12 protein-coding genes and 1 pseudogene are annotated in these 20609 nt (G+C 67.9%); 7 read left to right on the top strand and 6 right to left on the bottom strand.

What is annotated here, in order from left to right; genetic code table 11:
* Together IPG05_15660 and IPG05_15655 are read left to right on the top strand one after the other, a co-directional pair.
* Positions 1–160, top strand: a 160-nt coding sequence (locus IPG05_15660; protein ID MBK6496513.1) for a hypothetical protein, incomplete at its 5' end; no start/stop codon positions are given.
* A gap of 11 nt (positions 161–171) precedes the next feature.
* The gene (locus tag IPG05_15655; GenBank protein MBK6496512.1) at positions 172–705 is read left to right on the top strand and encodes a DUF3291 domain-containing protein; all 534 of its coding nucleotides are present in this window, start codon (positions 172–174) and stop codon (positions 703–705) included.
* Between the two features lie 218 nt (positions 706–923).
* Here the strand turns inward: IPG05_15655 and IPG05_15650 are convergent, their stop codons facing one another.
* Positions 924–2948: a M1 family metallopeptidase gene (locus IPG05_15650; protein MBK6496511.1), complete on the bottom strand. Its 2025-nt coding sequence runs from the start codon at positions 2946–2948 to the stop codon at positions 924–926.
* A gap of 275 nt (positions 2949–3223) precedes the next feature.
* Here IPG05_15650 and IPG05_15645 point away from each other — a divergent pair, with 275 nt between their 5' ends.
* A complete protein-coding gene (locus tag IPG05_15645; protein ID MBK6496510.1) occupies positions 3224–6112 on the top strand; it encodes a S9 family peptidase in 2889 nt (962 codons plus the stop codon).
* Between the two features lie 27 nt (positions 6113–6139).
* Here IPG05_15645 and IPG05_15640 read toward each other — a convergent pair whose 3' ends face one another.
* Positions 6140–6676, bottom strand: coding sequence for a DinB family protein (locus IPG05_15640; protein MBK6496509.1), 537 nt, complete (start codon positions 6674–6676; stop codon positions 6140–6142).
* Positions 6677–6861: 185 nt separating this feature from the next.
* On the opposite strand from IPG05_15640, the gene IPG05_15635 reads away from it, so the two are divergent.
* Both IPG05_15635 and IPG05_15630 read left to right on the top strand, forming a co-directional pair.
* On the top strand, positions 6862–8316 hold the full coding sequence (locus IPG05_15635; protein ID MBK6496508.1) for a tyrosine phenol-lyase: 1455 nt from the start codon (positions 6862–6864) through the stop codon (positions 8314–8316).
* A 52-nt stretch (positions 8317–8368) separates the two neighbouring features.
* Positions 8369–11086 (top strand): UPF0182 family protein, encoded by a 2718-nt coding sequence (locus tag IPG05_15630; GenBank protein MBK6496507.1) that lies wholly within the window; start codon positions 8369–8371, stop codon positions 11084–11086.
* A 121-nt stretch (positions 11087–11207) separates the two neighbouring features.
* Here IPG05_15630 and IPG05_15625 read toward each other — a convergent pair whose 3' ends face one another.
* Positions 11208–13118, bottom strand: a complete 1911-nt coding sequence (locus IPG05_15625) for a M1 family metallopeptidase (GenBank protein MBK6496506.1) — start codon at positions 13116–13118, stop codon at positions 11208–11210.
* A 307-nt stretch (positions 13119–13425) separates the two neighbouring features.
* Here IPG05_15625 and IPG05_15620 point away from each other — a divergent pair, with 307 nt between their 5' ends.
* Both IPG05_15620 and IPG05_15615 read left to right on the top strand, forming a co-directional pair.
* Entirely contained in the window at positions 13426–16599 is a 3174-nt protein-coding gene (locus IPG05_15620; GenBank protein MBK6496505.1) for a glycoside hydrolase, read from the top strand.
* Positions 16596–17121: pseudogene (locus tag IPG05_15615) on the top strand (GNAT family N-acetyltransferase). Before IPG05_15620 ends, IPG05_15615 begins: the two are co-directional and overlap by 4 nt.
* Before the next feature lie 13 nt (positions 17122–17134).
* Here the strand turns inward: IPG05_15615 and IPG05_15610 are convergent.
* From IPG05_15610 to IPG05_15600, 3 genes are read right to left on the bottom strand one after another with little or no spacing between them, the layout of a single operon-like run.
* Positions 17135–17716, bottom strand: coding sequence for a DUF1211 domain-containing protein (locus IPG05_15610; GenBank protein ID MBK6496504.1), 582 nt, complete (start codon positions 17714–17716; stop codon positions 17135–17137).
* Positions 17716–19008 carry an aminotransferase class V-fold PLP-dependent enzyme gene (locus tag IPG05_15605; protein MBK6496503.1) on the bottom strand — a complete coding sequence of 431 codons (1293 nt, stop codon included), beginning with the start codon at positions 19006–19008 and terminating at the stop codon, positions 17716–17718. Before IPG05_15605 ends, IPG05_15610 begins: the two co-directional genes overlap by 1 nt.
* Positions 19009–19028: 20 nt before the next feature.
* Positions 19029–20573 carry a M20/M25/M40 family metallo-hydrolase gene (locus IPG05_15600; GenBank protein ID MBK6496502.1) on the bottom strand — a complete coding sequence of 515 codons (1545 nt, stop codon included), beginning with the start codon at positions 20571–20573 and terminating at the stop codon, positions 19029–19031.
* Between the last annotated feature and the right edge of the window lie 36 nt (positions 20574–20609).

Genomic DNA, 20609 nt, shown 5'->3' with positions numbered 1-20609 from the left:
CCATCGGTGGCTGGTCCTCGATCCGAAGGGCGTGACCGTCGGCGTGGTCACCGTGCCGAGCGAGATCACGCTGCGCGCTGCCGAGCTCGGCACGGTCTGGGGTACCATCACCGACGCCGACGACCTGCAGGGTGTCGTCCGCTATCGGGTGGGGCGCTAGCTTTCGGGGCCATGCCACGCCTCGCCTTCTTCACCTTCGCCATTCTCCGCGCCCCTCGGCAGCATCCCGATTCGGCGCCGTTCCTCGCCGCGATCGACCCGACCAACGCAGCCGCAGAACGCGCCGAGGGATTTCTCGACCAGTCACGCGTCGACCCCGACACCGGCCGCCACAGTTGGGGCGAACCGGTGCTGCCGTCGTTCGTCGCGCCCGACGACGCACCCCAGGTGACGCGCTCCCTCTCGCTCTGGCAAGACCTCGAGACGGTGTTCGCCTACGCCTACGGCGGGCAGCACGCCGAGTCGCTACGCCAGCGGAAGGCGTGGTTCCGCCCGCCTGAATGGCCATCCTACGTGGCGTGGTGGGTCGACGAGACGCACCAACCCACCTGGGACGAGGCGGTCACGAAGCTGGAGCGATTGCACGCGATGGGATCGACGCCGGCGGCATTCACCTTCAAGCAGGCGTTCGATGCGGCGGGAAGGCCGACGGAGGTGGAGAGGCATCGGGTGAAGCGGATCGTCGAGCAGAATGGTGAGGGGTGAGGGGTGAGGGGGGCTTCCCCGCCCGTGTCATCCTGAGCGGAGCAGCCCACAGGGCTGCGTAGTCGAAGGACCTCTCCCCGCTGATCCGGAAAGAGGTCCTTCGACTGCGCCCGCTTCGCGGGCTTCGCTCAGGATGACACCAATGCAGTGCCCCCTCACTCCTCACCCAGCGCGGCCATCGGCCGCGCACCGTTCACCGTTCACCGTTCACCGGCGTTCTAGGGCTTCGCCGCCTTCGGCCACACATTATCCGTCACATCCCGATCGGGAAAGCGGCCGAACGGATCGAGCGTGATCTTCTCGATCGGGCGGGCGCCGAAGGTCAGCACTGCGTCGAAGGTGCGGCGGCCGTCGAACCAGACACTCACCGGATAGGTGATGATCGCCGTGACCGAGTCGGACATCGTGACGCCCCGCATCGGGCGGATCGCCGGCCCCTTGGCCGCGAACTGCACCTTCAACACGACCGGCGACGGCATGGCGCCGTCCTGTCGGACCGTGACCGTGGTCCTCGGTCCCTTGGTGGCGACCTGCTGGATCGAGCCCTGGACGGCATCCGTCGTGAAGAGCCAGGAATACCAGAACCAGCCGAGCTCTGGCGTGCGGTTCTTGAGGGCGTTGCTCATGAAGTTGGCGTAGTCCCACGGCGACGGGTGCTTGAAGCGCCACGCCTTGGCATACTCGCTCATGGCGCGCTGCACGGCGCTGTCACCGACCACGCCGCCGAGCATCGAGAGCATGAGCGGTGCCTTGCCGTAGGCCTGGAACGAGTACTGCGGGCCGCCGTAGTTGGCGTTCCACATCAGCGGCGCCTCGCGCTCGTCGCCGCTGGTCCGGCCGTAGCTCTGGCCCGCACCATCGAGCCGCGCGGGCTGGCCGCGGCTGTCGGCGCTCGAGAGCTGATTCATGTACTGATTGAAGCCCTCGTCCATGAAGCCGTACCAGGTCTCGTTGACGCCGACCATCATCGGCCACCACTGGTGCCCGGTCTCGTGATCGGCCGCGCCGACCCCCGAGAAGATCGTCATCGGGTATTCCATCCCGCCGTCGGGGCCGTCGAGCATCGTCAGGATCGGGAAGGCGTACGGCATCCAGAGCTTCGAGTAGAACTCGAGCGCGTGCCGGTTGATCGCGCCCCCACGCGCGTACGCGGTGGCGTGCCCGGGGAGATACATCCCGTACACCGGGATCGGCCCCTTCCCGGGAATGGTGGCGCGCGTCGCATCCCAGATGAACTGGTTCGACGTCCCCCAGGCGAAGTCGCTGACGGTGTCGGCCACGAAGCGCCAGACGAGCCGATCGCCGGCGACCGTCGCCTTGCCAGGGCCGAAGTCGGCGGGCCCGACGATGATCCGCGTCGAGTCGGATTCGAGCACGTGCGAGAGTCGTTCGCGGACGGCCGGCGTGAGCACCTGTTCCGGATTCTGGAGCACGCCCGTCGCGCCGACCACCCATCCCGCCGGGACATCAATCGTCACGTCGAAGTGGCCGAAGTGGTTGTAGAACTCGGAGGGGCCGAGGTAGGGATCGGTATCCCAGCCGCGCAGGTCGTCGTACATCGCGAGGCGTGGGTACCACTGCGCCACCTGGAAGAGCGAGTCACCCCACGAGCCCATGCGGAGGCCGCGCCCGCCCTCGATCAGCGGCACGCGGAAGTTCCAGTCCGCCTCGATCGTCGCGGAGGCGCCCGGCGCGATCGGCGTTGGCAGCGTCAGCGTCGCGACCGTCTGGGTCAGGCCATTCACGAAGATCCGCGTGGGGGCTGGTGCACCACCGCCGCCTCGCCCCGCACCACCGCGCGCGCCGACTGCCGGCGTGAGATCCACGGCGGTACCGTTGACCAGGAGACGGGTGACCTTCATCCCCGCCGTCAGGGCGGGCACCGCTTCGCCGCGCGGAACATTCGGGGCAAAGAGATTCTGGTCGAGGCGCAGCACGACCTGGCGCATCGGCATGTCGCTGCTGTTCTGGAACGCGATCGTCTCGCTGCCCGACAACACACCGGTCGCGGGGTCGAGTCGCGCCGCGATGCGATAGTCGGTGCGCAGCTGCCAATAGTTGCGGCCTGGTCGGCCGGTGGAGTCGCGCGTGCCGGCGGTGAAGGCGCGCCGGATCATGTTGGTAAGCGGGACTTCGCGGTGAATCGGACGGGGCAAGGGCGCGGCCTGGGCGGACATCGCCAGCGGCATCGCGCCGAACGCAAGCGCCAGCGTCGAGACACGGCGCGCAATCGGAAATCGCATGGGGCCTCCGGAGCGGGGTCATTCCCGCACTGAGATATACTACTGACACCCGAAAACGTTGGGCCCATAACGGGACCGCCACGCTCGGCATTCCGCGGTTTGCGCGGTACATTCGACGAAAATGCCCGCGGCCTGGTCACTGGTCACTGGTCACTGGTTACTGGTCACTGGTCACCCGTGAGATATCTTCTCCCGGCGCCGCGGCCTGACGGCCGCAGCTGGAACCCGTTCACCGTTCACTGTTCACCGTTCACCACCGCCCCGGACCCCTCCTGATGCGAATCGTCCGATCCATCGCGTTGCTCCTGTTGTTCCTCCCAGCCGCACTGCCGTCGCAGTCCCCGCCCGCGTCGGGGAAGAAGGTGCTCGGCATTGAGGACTACACCCGCTGGCGCAGCATCGCCGGCTCCGAGCTCTCGGCCGACGGCAAATGGGTCGTCTATGGCCTGCGGCAGGTGAACACGTTGCCGACCGATGCGAAGCCGGTACTGCGGCTTCGGAATGTCGCCACTGGCACCGAGACGGAGATCGTCGATGCGTCGCAGCCGAGCTTCTCGCCAGACGGGAAGTGGCTGACCTACCTGGTCGAGACGCAGCCGAAGAAGCCCGCGACGCCCGCCAAGGATTCGGCCGTGGCCCCGCCGGCGGTGACGCCGACCCCTGCGACGCCGCCCGCCGCGGGAGGGCGCGGAGCCGGGGGCAACCAGGTCACCCGACGCTGGGAACTGCGTGAGCTCGCCACCGGGAAGGTCCAGGTCTGGCAGGACATCGCCAGTGCGACCTTCTCACCCACCGCGCGGCATCTGGTGCTGCGACGCCGGCCCGCCACGCCCGCGACCGGTGGCGCGCCAGCGGGCGGCGCCAACGCGGCCCGCGGCCTCGATGCGATCGTCCATGACCTCACCACCGGACGCTCGCTCTTTCTCGGCAGCGTGAACGAGATCGGCTTCAACAAGAGCGGCGAGCTGCTCGCCTACACCGTCGATGCGACGGTGCGCGACGTCAACGGCGTCTACCTCGCGACACTGTCCACGGGGCGGATCGAGCCACTCGACGTCGACACGCTGCGCTACGCCCGTCTCACCTGGAATGACGGCGGCACCGGGCTGGCCGTGCTCAAGGGCCGCGAGGTCGAGAAGATGCGCGAGCGGAGCAACCGCCTCGTGGTCTTCGGCAACCTCGCCGCCACGCGCACTCCTGCGATCCTCGACCCGGCCACCACCGCCGGCTTTCCGAAGGGCTTCGTGGTGACGGAGCGGACCACGCTCGAGTGGAGCGATGACGGCCAGAAGGTCTTCCTGAGCATCATGCCGCAGACCTCCGCCCCGGACACCGCGCGCCGCAAGAGCACCGACTCGATTGCCGACGTCGATGTCTGGCGCACCCAGGACGAACGGATCCAGTCGCAGCAGATGATCCAGGCAGAGAGCGAGCGGAACAGGAATTTCCGACAGGTCTTCGCCCATCCGGGTGTCTACACCACGTTGACCGATTCGAGCATGCGCGAGCTCGAGCTGCCGCTGGCCGGCAGCTGGGCGGTCGGCCGCGACCCGCGTCCGTACATCTCCGACTACAAGAGCCCCGCCGCCGATTTCTATCGGGTCAACACCACCACCGGGGAGCGGATCAAATTCCTCACCGGCCAGCTCACCGGCCCGCATGTGGGGGGCATCTCCACGGATGGCCGGTACTTCCTGTACTGGAAGGACGCGATGTGGCAGGCGGTTGAGCTCGCGACCGGCACCACGCGTACCCTCGGGGCCACCGCCCCGCGCTTCACCAACACCGAGTTCGATTACCCCGGGCCGAAGCCCGCCTACGGCATCGCCTCGTATGCCGCGGACGGGAGCGGGGTGATCGTGCCGGCGCGCTACGATCTCTGGTTCCTGCCGTTCGACGGTGGGCCCGCGCGCAACCTGACCAACGGCGTCGGCGCCAAGTCGGAGATCGTGCTGCGGCCCGTGCGCATGGAGCCCATCGACTCCTCCGTCCGCAAGGCCGCCCGCGTCACGCGCGAGCTCGATCTCTCGAAGCCGATCACGCTGTCGGCCTACGGCGAATGGACCAAGAAGGCGGGATTCTACCGGCTCGCCAACGGGCAGCTGCAGTCGCTGGTGTACGAGGACGCGGCGTTCTCGACGCCGAGCCGAGCGCGCGATGCCGACCTGGTGCTCTACACGCGGCAGACGTTCGCCGAGTATCCAGACTTGCTGCTCGCCGCGAGCGACCTCGCGGCTCCGAAGAAGATCAGCGACGCCAACCCGCAGCAGAACGAGTACCGCTGGGGACGCCGCCTGCTGTTCGACTACACCACCAAGCGGGGCGTGAAGCTGCAGGGGATCCTGGCCCTTCCCGATGACTATGTCACCGGCCAGAAGCTGCCGATGCTGGTCACCTTCTACGAGAAGAACTCGCAGACGATGCACCGCTACCCGACGCCCTCCTTCCTCACGGGGATGGGCGGGATGCCGGTGGAGGCGGTGAGCCGCGGCTATGCGACGATGCTGCCGGACGTGCACTTCCACACCGGCTCGTCGCACAGCGACATGCTGGACGCCGTCGAAGCCGCCACCCGGAAGGTGATCGCGATGGGCTACGTCGACCCGAAGCGGATCGGCGTGCACGGCCACAGCTATGGCGGCGAAGGCGCCGCCTTCATCGGGACGCGTTCGAAGCTCTTCGCCGCCGTGGGGATGGGCGCGGGCGTCACCGATCTCTTCAGCGACTTCTCCCAGAGCTGGGGCTGGAGCTACCAGGTCAGCGGCGGGAGCGGCGCCAACGGCAACAACTACTACCTCTTCGGGCAGGGCCGCTGGGGCTTCTCACCCTGGGAAAACCCGGAGCGGTATCACTTCGAGTCGGCGTTGACGCACGTTCCGGAAGTGACGGCACCATTCCTGATCATGCATGGCGCCGCCGACCCGACGGTGTCGTTCACGGAAGGGATGAACTTCTACAACGCCCTTCGCTTCAACGGGAAGAACGCGGTGATGCTTGCGTATCCCGGCGAAGGGCACGGGTTGAGCGGCCTGGCCAATCGGAAGGACCTGACCATCCGCTACTTCCAGTTCTTTGACCACTACCTGCTCGGCAAGCCGGCTCCGAAGTGGCTGACCGATGGCGTGCCGTTCATCGCCAAGGAGACGATGAAAGAACCGAAGTAACCGTAGCCTGCTTCCCCGGTGTCGGCCTCAGCCGATGCCGGGGAGGTAGCGCTCGCGGAATAGGCGGAGGTGATACTCCACATGCCCGGGAATCATGGTGAGCGCCGCCAGCGTGGTGACGGGATTGTCGCTGGCGACGCCTCGCCGTGCGAGCCCCTCCGCCGGCATCGCGCGGAGCAGCGCGATTGTCGCGTCGCGCACCGCGCGCCACTCGGCCACCACGTCGGGGAGCGGCTGCTGCTGGTACTCACCGTACGGCAGCCAGGCGTCCTGGTCGAAACCCGGGAGCGGCGCGGCGTCACCGCGTGAAAAGGCGGTGGCCCGGTAGGCGAAGACCCGCTCGGTGTCCGTGAGGTGTCCGATCACCTCGCGGATGGTCCACTTCCCCGGGGCATAGGCATATCCGGCACCGGCCTCGCTGATCGGAGCCATCAGGGCGAGCAGTTCGTCACGCTGGGCCCCGAGGATGGCCACCAGGTCGCCCGGCGGGACGAGCTCGATGTAGCGCTGGTAGTAGGCGGCATAGTCGTCGGTGGCGGGACGAACGAGGACGGATGCGGGCATGTGGGTCGCTCCGAAGGGTGGGGGAACAGGACGGAGAAATCTCTCGACTCCCGGCCGCCGCCGCTACCACCAGTCCCCCGTCGGGCTGGGGGCGCTATGATTCGGCACCGGTGTCCCCCCGTTCCCTGCACCGGCGTTGCCTTCCACTGGCGCGGCGCCCGCCGCCCGCCGGGAGCACGGGACCGATGCGCCACCGCAGCTGGGCCGAACCTTGGAAGATCAAGGTTGTCGAGCCGATCCGCATGACCACGCGCGCCGAGCGCGAACGACATATCCAGGACGCCGGCTACAACACCTTCCTGCTCCGCTCTGAGGAGGTCTATATCGACCTCCTCACCGATTCCGGCACCAGCGCGATGTCCGATCGCCAATGGGCCGGGATGATGATGGGCGATGAGGCGTACGCCGGGTCACGGAACTTCTACCACCTCGAGAAGGCGGTCCGCGAGACCTACGGCTACGAAGAGCTGATCCCGACCCATCAGGGGCGCGGTGCCGAGCACCTCCTCTCGAAGCTGCTGATCAAGCCCGGCGACCACGTCCCCGGCAACATGTACTTCACGACCACCCGGCTCCACCAGGAGCTGGCCGGGGCGACCTTCCACGACGTCATCATCGACGAGGCGCACGACCCCGCGTCGCTGCATCCGTTCAAGGGCGACGTCGATCTCGTCAAGCTCGACCGCCTGGTACAGGAGGTTGGCGCCGAGCGGGTCCCCTACATCTGCGTAGCGGTGACGGTGAACCTGGCCGGCGGCCAGCCGGTGAGCCTCGCCAACCTGCGCGAAGTCTCGGCGTACTGCCACGCGCGCGGCATCAAGGTGATGCTCGACGCCACGCGCGCCGTCGAGAACGCGTGGTTCATCCAGCAGCGCGAACCGGGCCTCCGCAACCACACGGTCGCCGAGATTCTGCGCATGCTCTGCGACCTCACCGATGGCGCGACGATGTCCGGGAAGAAGGACTCCCTCGTCAACATCGGCGGTTGGCTGGGTCTCCGCGACCCGGCACTCGTCGCCAAGGCCCAGAACCTTGTCGTCGTCTACGAGGGGCTGCACACCTACGGCGGCCTCGCCGGGCGCGACCTCGAGGCGATGGCGATCGGCATCGGCGAGTCGGTGGAGGAGGACTATATCCGGAGCCGGATCGGGCAGGTGTACTACCTGGGCGAGCGACTGCAGGAGGCTGGCGTGCCGATCGTCACCCCGATCGGCGGGCATGCCGTCTTTCTCGATGCGGCGGCGATGCTCCCGCACGTTCCGCGGAGCCAGTTTCCTGCCCAGGCACTGGCCGCTGCGCTCTACGTCGAGGGCGGCGTGCGGGCGATGGAACGTGGCGCCGTGTCGGCGGGCCGCGACCCCGCGACGGGCGAGAATCGCTATCCGAAGCTCGAGTTGGTTCGACTGACCATCCCGCGACGCGTCTACACGCAGGCGCACATGGACGTGGTCACCGAGAGCGTGATCGCCCTGTACGAGGACCGCGAGCGGGTGCACGGCCTCGAGTTCTGTTACGAGCCGGAGTACCTCCGCTTCTTCCAGGCACGCTTCGAACCGGTCGGCGCACCGAAGGTACTCGACGCCCTGCGCCCGGCTGCTGACGAGGTCGAACCGGGGTTCGCGTTGCACACGGGCCCCTGAGCGCCCCGACGGGACGCTATCTTCCGTGCTCCCGCCGGTTCAGGAGCACGCCATGACCGCCCGCCGCTCGCTCGTCCTGTTGGTCCCGCTGTTCGTGGTGGTGGCCATCGCGTGGCCGTCCTTCAGCACGACGCTGTCCGACTGGTGGTGGTTCAAGGAGGTTGGCTACGAGGTGATCTTCACCAAGGAGATCATCGCGCGCATGGCGCTCTTCCTCCTGGTGGGCGGCCTCACCACGGCCATCGTCTATGGCAGCCTGCGGGTGGTGCGCCGCGGCCTCCATCCGCTCCCGTTCGCGGTGCAGCTCGGGCCGAACTTCCCGCCGATCAACCTGTCGGCCCTCCTCCGGCGCGTGTCGCTCCCCCTGGCCCTCTTCCTCGGCTTCCTCTTCGGCAGCAGCGGCGCGGCGTCGTGGGAGACGGCCCTGCTGGCGCTCAATCGGACGCCCTTCGGGAGCGTCGATCCGGTCTTCCAGCGCGACATCTCCTATTACGTCTTCCTGCTCCCCGCCATCAGCGGGGTCCTGTCGATCCTGGTCGGCCTGACGATCGTCACGCTGTTGCTGCTCTTCCCTGCCTACCTGCTTCGCGGCGACATCACCTTCGCGCCGCCACGCGCGGTCGGCATGCGGATCGAGGCATCGCGCCATATCGGCACCGTGCTCGGGATGCTCTTCGTGCTCTGGGCACTTCAACTCTGGTTCGTCGACGCGCCGGGGCTCCTCTACTCCACCACCGGTCCGCTGGTTGGCGCCAGCTACACCGACTTGCACGCGTCGCTTCCGGCAATTCGCCTGGCCGCCGTCGCAGCCCTCCTCGCCGCGGGGCTGGTGTTCCTCGGCGGACGGCAGGGGCATCTCGGCAAGTACCTGATCCGGGTGCTGGGCGGCTGGATGCTCCTCGCCATCGTCACCCGCGTCCTCTTTCCGCTGGCGATCCAGAAGTTGATCGTGGCGCCGACCGAACTGACCCGCGAGGCACCCTACCTGCAGTCCCACATCGCCGCGACGCGCGCGGCGTGGGGCATCGACTCGGTCGAGTCGAGTGAGCTCGCCGAGGGCGGCACGCTGTCGCTGGCCGATTTGCAGCGGAACGCCCCGACCATCGACAACGTCCGGCTCTGGGACCGGGACCCGCTGCTGCAGACCTTCGGGCAGCTGCAGGAAATCCGGACCTACTACGACTTCCTCTCCGTCGATGACGACCGCTACCAGATCGACGGCAAGCTGCGCCAGGTGCTGCTCTCGCCTCGCGAACTGAACGCGGCGTCGCTGCCGACGCGGACCTTCATCAACGAACATCTGACCTTCACGCACGGCATGGGGCTCACCCTCGGTCCGGTGAATCAGATCACCGCCGAGGGTCTGCCGGTCCTCTTCATCAAGGACCTGCCACCGGCATCGAGCGTCTCGCTGAAGATCACCCGTCCGCAGATCTACTTCGGCGAGATGAACTACGACTTCGCCGTCGTCGGCACGGCGCAACGGGAGTTCGACCACCCCGCCGGTGAGGACAACGTCTACGCGGCCTACGCCGGGACCGGCGGGGTGCCGATCGGCTCCTTCTGGCGGCGCCTGGTCCTGGCCTCGCGGTTCCAGACCTCGAAGCTCCTCCTGTCGGGCGACATCACGAACGCCTCCCGCATCCTCTACGTCCGCAACATCAGGCAACGCGTCGAGAAGGCGCTTCCCTTCCTCTCGCTCGACCGCGACCCGTACATGGTGGTGGCCGACAATGGCCACCTGCAGTGGATTCTCGACGCCTACACGACCACGACCCGCTATCCCTACTCGCAGCGACTGTCGAATGGCACCAACTACATGCGCAACAGCGTGAAGGTGGTCCTCGATGCGTATGACGGCTCGATGCACGCCTATGTCACGGCACCAACGGATCCGTTGATCCAGACCTGGAGTCGCATCTTCCCCGGGATCCTGCTGCCGATGGAGCAGATGCCCGCGGACATCCGCGCCCACATCCGCTACCCCGATGATCTCTATCGGATGCAGACCGCCCTGTACGCGACCTACCACATGGATTCGCCCGATGCGTTCTATCATCGCGAGGACCAGTGGGCCGTGCCGGAGATGGAGGAAGGGTCGAGCGGTGCGGTGCCGTTCATGCGCCACATCGTGATGCGGTTGCCGGGGGAGGAGAACGCGGAATTCGTCTACATGGTGCCCTTCACGCCGCGCGGGAAGGACAACCTCGCGGCGTGGATGGTCGCGCGGAATGACGGCGCCGCCTACGGCAAGCTCCGGGCGTACACCTTCTCGCGGCAGAGCACCGTCTACGGGCCGACCCAGATCGAGAATCGCATCAACCAGGACACCGAGATCTCCCGGCAGGTCTCGCTCTGGGACCAGCGCGGCAGCAAGGTGTTGCGCGGCGACCTGTTGGTCATTCCGATCGAGAATTCCCTGCTCTACGTGCAGCCGCTCTACCTGCAGGCCGAGGGCGGCAAGATCCCGGAGCTGAAGCGGGTCGTGGTGGCGTACCAGACGCAGGTGGTGATGGACGAATCGCTGGATGGGGCGCTGAACACGCTCTTCGGCGGCAGCGGGGCGCAGCGGATCACCTCGGACACGCCGGCGCCACTGGCCGGGGCGCCGGTGACCACCGCGCCACCCGCGCCGACCACAGCGGCGCTCCTCGCCGAGGCCCAGCGCCACTACGACGCGGCGATGACCGCGCAACGCGAGGGGAACTGGGCCAAGTACGGCGAGGAGATCAAGGCGTTGGGGCAGGTGCTGGCGCAGTTGCGGCGATGATGCCGGGCCGCGCGGGCCGATCCCGATTGCCCGCGGCGCTGATGCCGGATCGCGCGGGCCGATCCGGACCTTCGTAGGGGCGACGCATGCGTCGCCCTTACACACGGCGGGCGTCTGCGCGTCAGGGCGCGCCCCGCGTGTTGTTGCTCCGATCCGTGTCGGGCAGGGCGCCGCGCGGATCGATGGTCGCGCGCGTCACCCGCTTCGTGCCCGGGACGCGGTAGGTGAAGCGCTGACCGAGGTTCCACATCTCGACCGGCAGGCGAATGGTGATCGAGGTCCCGTCGCCGAAGGCCAGCGCGAGTTGCGCCGGCATCGTCATCGTGCCGCGGTTGCTCAGGTGGACGTTCGAGCCACCATCGGGGCGGGCCGTGATCGAGTCCACGGCCTGATCGAGGCGCGCCGTGGTGTAGACCCAATCGCGCCAGAACCAGTCGAGTTCCATCCCCGACGCGTCGCGCATGATCCGGAAGAAGTCGGTCGGCGTCGGATGCTTGAAGGCCCAGGCGCGGATGTACTCGCGGAAGGCGGCCTCGAAGCGTTCGCGGCCGAGGACCTCATCGCGGAGCAGCGAGAGCATCAGCGCCGGCTTCTGGTAGCCGGTCCAGAAGAGGTCGCGCACCGACGTGGGCTTGGTGATCAGCGGCTGCTCCTCCCCCGGCGTCGTGTGGAGTGCGGCCAGATGCAGCGGGTGGACCTCGATCGAGTCGCCGTACGCGGTGCCGCGGAAGTAGTTGGCGCTGTTGGCGAGGTCGATGAAGGTGTTGAAGCCCTCGTCCATCCACGGATAGAGCCGCTCGTTGGAGCCGACGATCATCGGAAACCACTGATGACCGAACTCGTGCGCCAGCACCCACTGCAGTTCCTCCCGGGTCGGCGAGTTCGGAACGAAAGTGAGCATCGGGTACTCCATCCCCTCGATCGGCCCCTCGACGGTCGTCGCGTGTGACCAGGGATAGCGATACCACTTCTCGCTGAAATGCTTGATCGCCTCGCGCGACATCCGGTTGGCCTCGGTCCACGCCTCGGCGCGCGGCCGATAGAGCGTCTCGATCAGGATGCCGTCGTAGCCACTGGCATCCCAGCGGAAGTCGGGGCCGGAGACGAAGGCAAAATCGCGCACGTTCTTCGCGCTGAAGCGCCAGGTCAGCGTGCCCTGGGCCGTCGGCCGCGTCGCCGCCGGATTGCCCGCCTCGGTCCGGGTCACGATCGCGATCGCCGTGTCGGAGCGCCTGGCCAGCGCGAGCCTGGCGCGCTGGGTGGCGGTGAGCACCTGCAACGGATTCAGGAGATCGCCGGTCGCCGCGACGAGGTGCGTCGCCGGCACCGTGAGGGAGACGTCGAAGTTGCCGTATTCGAGGTAAAACTCCCCGGCGCCGATGTAGGGTTCGTGATTCCAACCGCGCACGTCATCGTACACCACCATCCGCGGATACCACTGGGCGATCTCGTAGAGCGCGCCATCGTGCCCCATGCGGCCGGCACCTTGGGTCGGCACCTTGAAGCGCCATACCGCCTCGAGATCGAGCGAATCCCCCGGGGCGAGCGGCTTGGGCAGCTCGACCCGCATCGTGGTGCCCGACCGACTCCGGTTCACCTCCTTGCCCCGCAGCGTCATCGTCTCGAGTCGCCCGCCTCCGGCAAAGCCCTGGCAGGAGAAGTCGAAGGTGGAGCCGAGGAAAACCAGGGGCGGCTGATTGAGGAGGTTGGTGACACTGGCAGCGTCGCAGATGTTCTGCTCGACGAAGAGCCAGAGATAGGGCAGCGCATCGGGGGAGTGATTGACGTAGTGGATTGTCTCGCGGCCGCTGATCTCGTTCGCGACCGGGTCGAGCGTCGCCCGAATGCGGTAGTCCACCCGCTGCTGCCAGTAGCGCGGCCCCGGCCGCCCCGACCCGCCGCGATACTCGTTCGGCGCGGGCAGGTTCAGCGGCCGGAAGGGGGAGGAGTCGGCCACCGCGAGGCCGGACTGGGCCACCAGCGGCGCGGCGACGGCGAGCAGCAGCGCGGCCGAAAGCGAGAGGGAACGCATGGGAGCTCCACGACGATGAGGGAGAAGCCGTGAAGAATAGAATGGCAAAGTGACCTGTGACCAGTGACCTGTGAGCCGCCAGCGGTTACGGGTTACGGGTTACAGGTCACGGGTCACAGGTCACGGGTCATAGGTCACAGGTCACTGATCACAGGTCACTGGCTTTCGCCGTATCTTCAACCATCCCCCGCCCCACCCCGGAGATCGTCCCGTGCGCGCTTCCGCGTCCCGCCTCACGCTCGTGGCCTGTTCGCTGTTCGCCCTCCCCTCGCTGCTCCCCGCGCAATCCCCCGATCCGGCCGCCGCGATGCACTGGCGCTCCATCGGCCCGGTGCGTGCCGGGCGGGGTCGTTCGATGGTCGGCGTGCCGACGCAGCCGAACGTCTTCTACGCCGGCTTCGACAACGGCGGGGTCTGGCGGACCACCGACTTCGGCTCGACCTGGAAGCCGCTGTTCGACAAGGAGTCGACCGGGTCGATCGGTGCCATTGCGGTGGCGCCGTCGAATCCGAGCATTCTCTACGTCGGCACCGGCGCCGGGATCATCCGCCCCGACCTCGCCGTGGGTGACGGGATGTATCGCTCCAACGACGCCGGCAAGAGCTGGACGCATCTCGGCCTGCGCGAGAGCCAGATGATCGCCTGGGTCGAGGTCGATCCAAAGAATCCCGAGCGGCTCTTCGTCGCCGCCCTCGGCCACCCGTACGGCCCGAACGCGGAGCGCGGCATCTTCCGCTCGACGGACGGCGGCGCCTCGTTCCAGAAGGTGCTCTACAAGGACGAATACACCAGCGGCAACGACGTGCGGATCGATCCGACCGACCCGAACATCGTGTACGCGGCGCTCTGGCAGCAGCAACAGCAGTTCATCGAAGGGCGCGACTTCAGCGGCCCAGGCGGCGGGATCTTCAAGTCGACCGATGGCGGCACGACGTGGCGCCAGTTGACGGAAGGGCTTCCCACGGTGGGGCAGGCCAACCTGGCGATGGCGCCGAGCAACCACCTGGTCCTCTACGCCACAGTGGCGCCAGCGGCCGGGCCAGCGCCGACGGCGCCGGCGGGCCCCGGCGGTGGCCGGGGTGGCGGCGCGGGCTCGATCACGCTGTTCAAGTCGGTCGACGGCGGGGAACATTGGTTCCCGGCCCAGCGCGACCCGAACGCCCCGGCCGGTGCCGCGGTCCCCGCCGCCGACCCCCGGCCCCTCGGGCGCATCGGCGGTGGCGACCTCCCGACCATCACCGTCGATCCGACCAACGAGAACGTCGTCTACAGCGCGTCGACCGTCTTCTGGCGCACCGAGGACGGCGGCCGGACATGGGCCGCTGTGCGCGGCGCGCCCGGCGGCGATGACTATCAGCGCAGCTGGATCAACCCGCTCAATCCGAACATCATCGGCGTCGTCGCCGATCAGGGCGCCGTGATCTCCGGCAACCGCGGACAGAGCTGGTCCAACTGGTACACCCAGTCGACGGCGGCGATGTATCACGTCACCGCCGACAACGCCTATCCCTACCGGCTCTGCGGCGGCCAGCAGGACTCTGGGTCGGCGTGCGTCGCCAGCTGGTCGAGCGACGGCATCATCACCTTCCACGACTGGCACCCGGTCAACATCCAGGAATACGGCATCGCCGCGCCCGATCCGCGGAACCCGGACATCGTCTTCGGCAGCTCGCGCAGCAACGTGTCGCGGTACGATCGCAAGACCGGGCAGACCACCAACGTCGGCCCCGACATGACCGGCTTCAACCGCAACGTGCGGACGATGCCGCTGCTGTTCTCGCCGGTGAATCCCGACGCGCTCTTCTACGCATCCAACGCGGTGTGGAAGACGCTCGACCGTGGCCACAGCTGGACGCGGATCTCGCCCGACCTCTCTCGCCAGAGTTGGGAAGTCCCTGCCACCGCCGGCAAGTATGCCAGCACCGTGACGCCAGCACCGCTCGGCACCATCACCGCGCTCGCTGCCTCGCCGCGCTCCGTGGCGATCCTCTGGGCCGGCACCGATGACGGCCTGATCCAGGTGACCATGAATGGCGGGACGACGTGGACGAATGTCACTCCGCCAGCCATCAAGCCGTGGACCCGGATCTTCAACATCGAAGCGGGCCACTTCGACAACCTCACTGCCTATGCGGCGGCCAACACCCTGCGGATCGACGACCTGAATCCGCACTTCTGGCGCACGCATGATGGTGGCAAGACGTGGCAGGAGATCAACACGGGGATCGCCCCGGGCGCGGTGGTCAACTCGATCCGCGAGGATCCCCGGGTGAAGGGGCTGCTCTACGGTGCCACCGACACGCAGGTATGGGTGTCGTTCGACGACGGTGACCATTGGCAGTCACTGCGACTCGACATGCCGGCGATTTCGGTGCGCGACATCAAGGTGAAGGACGACTCGACCTGCCACTGCGCCGACCTCGTCGCGGGCACCCACGGTCGTGGCTTCTGGATTCTCGACAACCTCACGCCGCTGCGCGAGGCCGCCGCCCTGCGTCAGGCGGCTGCGACCCAGTCGGCGCACCTCGTCAAGCCGATGACGGCGGTGCGGCTTCGCAACTTCATCAACGACCCGACGCCTTGGCCGCCGGAAGTGCCCGCCGGCGAGAGTGGCCCGGTCGGCGCGGTACTCGACTATTTCCTGCCGAAGGCTGCGAGCGGTCCCGTGACGCTGGAGATCCTCGACGCGACCGGTGCCGTGGTGCGGACCTACGCCAGCACCGACCCCGTCCTGAACCCTGATCCGGTGCGCGACCCGGCGGCCTACGTGGCGCTCTGTCAGCGGACACCGAACGCGCAGCACTGCGCCTTCCCACTCTACTGGCCCGCCGCCTCGACGGCGCTCTCGGCCCAGGCGGGGATGCACCGCTGGCTCTGGGACATGCACTACGATCCGATCGTGCCGGGTGGTGGTGGTGGATCGACTGGTGCGGTGCCGGGGCGGATGATGACCGTCGTGGGCGCGCCGTGGGCACCGCCAGGGCGGTACGTCGCACGACTCACCGTCGACGGAGCGCAATTCACCGAGCCGTTCACCCTTCGGCTCGACCCCCGTGTCACTACCCCAGCGCCGGCCCTGACGCAACTCTTCACGATGACGCGCACGCTGCGCAGCAAGGCTGTCGCCGCCCGCGCCGCGTGGACCGAGGCGCGGGCCCTCTCCGCCTCGCTGGCCCAGGCGGGAACGCCGGCCGCTGCCGCGCTCAAGGGGAAGGTCGACTCCCTCGCGCCCGCGCCGGTCGGTGGCGGCGCCGCTGGCGGACGGGGTGGTGGCGGACGCGGCGGTGCGGGTGCCGGTGCCACCCCGCCGGCGACGCTCGACGGCGTGAGCAATGCGCTGCATGCTGCCGCGCTGGCGATGCAGGGCGCCGATGTGGCGCCGACGGCCAACCAGCTCGCCGCTGCAGCCAAGGCGGAGCAGGCATATGTCGCGATCATGGCGCGCTGGACGGCGCTGAAAGCGGCGGCCCCGAAGCGATGAGTCAGGGCCCTTGGGAGACGCCGCGACTCCTGCTGCGGCACTTCACGCTGGACGACGGCGAGTTCGTGCTGCGCTTGCTGAACGAGCCGTCGTTCCACGAGTACATCGGCGACAAGGGGGTGCGCACCCTCGAAGGGGCGCACGGCTACCTCAGCAGCGGACCGATCGCCAGCTACGCGAAGCACGGCCACGGGCTGAACCTGGTCGTGCTGCGCGAGACGGCCGCGCCAATCGGCATGTGCGGGCTCATCAAGCGCGACACGCTCGAGGCGCCCGACATCGGATATGCCTTCGTCCCGGAGGCGTGGGGCGTTGGTTACGCGCGCGAGGCCGCGAGCGTGATCCTGGCATCGGCGTGGCAGGATTTCGGCTATGCCGCGCGTGCTGGCGATCACCAACGACCACAACGACCCGTCCCAGCGTCTCCTCGGCAAGCTGGGCTTCGTGGAGGAGGCGCCGCGGGTCTTGCAGGAGGGCGCGCCGCCGGTCCGGACCTTCGCGAAGGATCGCCCGGCCGACTGACCCGCGCCTGGGCTCAGTCGGTCGTGCCGATCACCCGCTCGATGCGCCGGTCCGGCACGAGCCAGATCAGCGCGACCACCACATACAGGGCGATGGCCGCCCAGACGCTCACGAAGGAGAGCGCGATCGCTGCGACGTAGCAGCCCACCGACACCTTCCCCTTCCCATCATCGCCGATCGCCTTCGCCAGCACCGAGTCACGGCCGTGCAGCCGCACGATCGCCTGCTGCAGGATCGTGTAGGCAATCGCCGCCATCAGCAGGATGCCGCCGTAGAGCGCCGTCGTGGCGGGGGCCAGGTGTGCCTCGCCCAGCCACGCCGTGCCGAAGGGGACCAACGACAACCAGAAGAGCAGGTGGAGGTTGGCCCAGAGGATGGTGCCATTCACGTGCTTCGTGGCCTGCAGCATGTGATGGTGGTTGTTCCAGTAGATGCCGAGGTAGATGAACGAGAGGACGTAGGAGAGGATCACGGGCAGGAGCGGCGTGAGCGCGGCGAGGGTCGCCTCGTGGGGCGGCCGCAGCTCGAGGACCATGATGGTGATGATGATGGCGATCACGCCGTCGCTGAAGGCCTCCAGGCGCTTGGTATCCACTAGGCGATGCCCTGCTTGATCGCCTTGCCGATCAGGTCGGCGAAGACGTCGATCTCGTCGGGCGTGGTGTAGACATTCGGCGTCACGCGAATCCCCGAGAACTCGGGGTGATTGATCGCGACCGTCACCACGCGATGCTTGTCGAGCAACCAGGCCGACAGCTTGCTGGCGTCGATCCCCTCGACCGAGAGCAGGGCAATCGCACCCGCCGTGGTTCCCTCGAGCGGCGTGGGGATGCGCACGCGTGGGCTCTCGGCCAGTAGCCGCTTTGCCCAGCGGTCTCGCAGGTAGCGCAGGCGCGCAATCTTCCGCTCGCTGCCGATGCCGCGGTGGAAGGCCAGCGCCGCGGAGATGGCGTTGTGATTGGCGGCGGGGTGCGTGCCGATCTCCTCGTACTTCCGGATGTTGTCGTTCATCGTGGCGGGGGCGGCCATCATCGGCCAGATGCCGCCGATCTTCGCCTTGCGCACGTAGAGGAAGCCGGTGCCGATCGGGGCGAGAAGCCACTTGTGAAGCGACGTGCCGTAGTAGTCCACGTTGAGCGCATCGCGCGTGAACGGGAAGTGCGCGTAGGCATGCGCGCCGTCCACAAAGACCTCGATCCCCTTCTCGTGCGCCATGTCGATCACCTGCTTCACCGGGAAGATCTGGCCGGTGAGGTTGGTGATGTGCGTCACCTCGATGATCTTGGTCCGCGGCGTGATCGCCTTCCGGAAGACGTCGACGAGATAGTCCGGCGTCGGGTTCTTCACGTCGAACGACACCTGCTTCAGCACGATCCCCTGCCGGCGGACCCGCTGCTCCCAGGTGGTGAGCATCCGGCCGTAGTTCTGGTTGGTGACCAGCACCTCGTCGCCCGGCTGCAGGTCGCGGCCGAGGATCAGCGTCTCGAGCGCCTCCGAGGCGTTACGGGTGATCGCCATCTCCTCCGTGTCGCAGCCGAAGTCGTGCGCCAGGTCGCGCCGCACGCTCTCGATGCGCGGCTCGAGCACCGCCCACATGTGGTGGACCGGCAGTTCGTTGCTGAAGCGAAGGTCGCGGATCATCGCCTCGAGCACGTGGCTCGGCGTGGGGCAAACGCCGCCGTTGTTCAGGTTCACCATGGTCCGGTCGGCGTCGAAGGCGCGCTGGATCTCGGTCCAGTACGCCTCGTCCTCGGCGGCGGCGAGCGGATCGCCAGAGGTGAGCCGGTCGGTGGCCCGCACGACCTGGCGCATCGCATCGTGGCGAAACATCGGCAGCGCGGCACCGGTGCCCATCAGGGTCCGGACGAAGTGGCGGCGCGAGGACATGGCGGCTCCGGCGAGGGGAGTTAGCGCGCGCCCTTGCGGGGAATCCGCTCGGCGCTGTTGGCGGCGTGCCAGGCATACGATGCCATGATCACGGCGTTCTTCATCAGGTCGTCCGCCTGAATTGTGTCGAAGAAGTCGAGGTTGGTGTGGCCACCCTGCCCCGGGGTCCGGTCCTGAAGGAACTGGAAGCCGGGGAGGCCGATCTCGTCGAAGGCGACGTGGTCGGTGCTGCCAAGGCTCTGGTTCGACACGGCGGTCATGCCAAGGTCCTTGAACGGCGACATCCACGCGGTGAGCAGCTCGCGCGCGCCCTCGTTCCCCTGCAGCATGATGCCGCGGTACTGCCCCGAACCGTAGTCCTGGTTGAAATAGGCCTGCAACTTCTCGAAGTCCGGCGTGGTGCCGACCTTCGGATCACGCGGATTGCCGAAGTGCTTGAGCACATAGGCGCGCGACCCCCACAACCCCTGCTCCTCGCCGCCCCACAACGCCACGCGAATGGTCCGGCGCGGCTTGGCGCCGATCGCCTTGAGGATGCGCGCCGCCTCGAGCGCCACCGCGACGCCGGAGGTGTTGTCACTCGCATTCGGCGAGGCGTGCCAGGTGTCGAAGTGGGCGCCGATCATCACCACCTCGTCCTTGAGGTCGCTCCCGGGGATCTCGCCGACGATGTTCATCGCCTGCTCGGATTGCTCGCCGATCCGGTTGCGAACCTCGACCTCGACCCTCACCGGAATGCTCCGCTGGAGAATCCGATACATCCGGTTGTAGTGCTCGGGGGTGACCGCCACCATCACCGGGGCCGCCAAGTCCCCCTCGCGCGACCACCGGTCGGTCGCGGACCCGGGGCGCGAGAAGCCGCGCACGGCCCCAAGCCAGCCGCTCTCGCACTGGAAGACCACCGCCACGCCCTCGGCCTTGTAGAAGGCCATCTTCTCGACGGCGGTCAGCACGTCGGGATTCCGGACGGCACGCGGCGCCGGGGCCGGTCGCGGCACGATGACCACGCGCTCCAGCGAATCCAGCTCCGCCTCCGTCCGACGCCGCACGCCATTGGTCATCGCCACGAGGTCGATCACCGCGGGCGGCGTGGCGAGAATGGCCATCCCGGCCAGCTTGCCACGGTAGCGCTCGAGGTCCTGCCTCGACTGGAGATCGACGATCATCGCCTGCACGACCTGCTTGCCGTCGGTGCCGGGCGTGTGCGCGAGCGGGTAGCCGACCATCGGCTGATAGTCGGGCTCGAGCATGTGGATCGAGACGTACTCGTTGTCCCAGGCCGCGCCGAAGTTCATGAACGGCTCCGCGGCCACATTGACCAGCCCGATCCGCTCCATCTCCCCGCGCACCCAGAGCTGCGCGCGCTGCATGTCCTTCGAGAGGGTCAGCCGGGCGCCAAGGACGTCGGCCATGTACCCCTCGAGGTCCATCACCCGGGAGCGCTGCAACCCCTCGGCGCGGATCTTCGCGACCATCGGCCAATCCACCGGCCCTGAATTCGCCGGAACCCCAGCAGCGAGCAGGGCGAGCGCGGCGGCCACCAACGGGCGGAAGCGGGCGAGCATGGGGGGACCTCGGTTGGGCGACGGTGGGGGAAGCCA

The sequence above is a fragment of the Gemmatimonadota bacterium genome (assembly GCA_016704275.1).
Lineage (GTDB): Bacteria > Gemmatimonadota > Gemmatimonadetes > Gemmatimonadales > GWC2-71-9 > Palsa-1233.
The sequence above is the reverse complement of the archived record's forward strand: the minus strand, read 5'-3'. Positions and strand labels throughout refer to the sequence as shown.

What these genes read in the sequence shown, in the direction of transcription:
- IPG05_15655 (MBK6496512.1), top strand. Translation starts at nt 172, where the DNA reads ATGCCACGCCTCGCCTTCTTCACCTTCGCCATTCTCCGCGCCCCTCGG.
- IPG05_15650 (MBK6496511.1), bottom strand. Translation starts at nt 2,948, where the DNA reads ATGCGATTTCCGATTGCGCGCCGTGTCTCGACGCTGGCGCTTGCGTTC.
- IPG05_15645 (MBK6496510.1), top strand. Translation starts at nt 3,224, where the DNA reads ATGCGAATCGTCCGATCCATCGCGTTGCTCCTGTTGTTCCTCCCAGCC.
- IPG05_15640 (MBK6496509.1), bottom strand. Translation starts at nt 6,676, where the DNA reads ATGCCCGCATCCGTCCTCGTTCGTCCCGCCACCGACGACTATGCCGCC.
- IPG05_15635 (MBK6496508.1), top strand. Translation starts at nt 6,862, where the DNA reads ATGCGCCACCGCAGCTGGGCCGAACCTTGGAAGATCAAGGTTGTCGAG.
- IPG05_15630 (MBK6496507.1), top strand. Translation starts at nt 8,369, where the DNA reads ATGACCGCCCGCCGCTCGCTCGTCCTGTTGGTCCCGCTGTTCGTGGTG.
- IPG05_15625 (MBK6496506.1), bottom strand. Translation starts at nt 13,118, where the DNA reads ATGCGTTCCCTCTCGCTTTCGGCCGCGCTGCTGCTCGCCGTCGCCGCG.
- IPG05_15620 (MBK6496505.1), top strand. Translation starts at nt 13,426, where the DNA reads ATGCACTGGCGCTCCATCGGCCCGGTGCGTGCCGGGCGGGGTCGTTCG.
- IPG05_15605 (MBK6496503.1), bottom strand. Translation starts at nt 19,008, where the DNA reads ATGTCCTCGCGCCGCCACTTCGTCCGGACCCTGATGGGCACCGGTGCC.
- IPG05_15600 (MBK6496502.1), bottom strand. Translation starts at nt 20,573, where the DNA reads ATGCTCGCCCGCTTCCGCCCGTTGGTGGCCGCCGCGCTCGCCCTGCTC.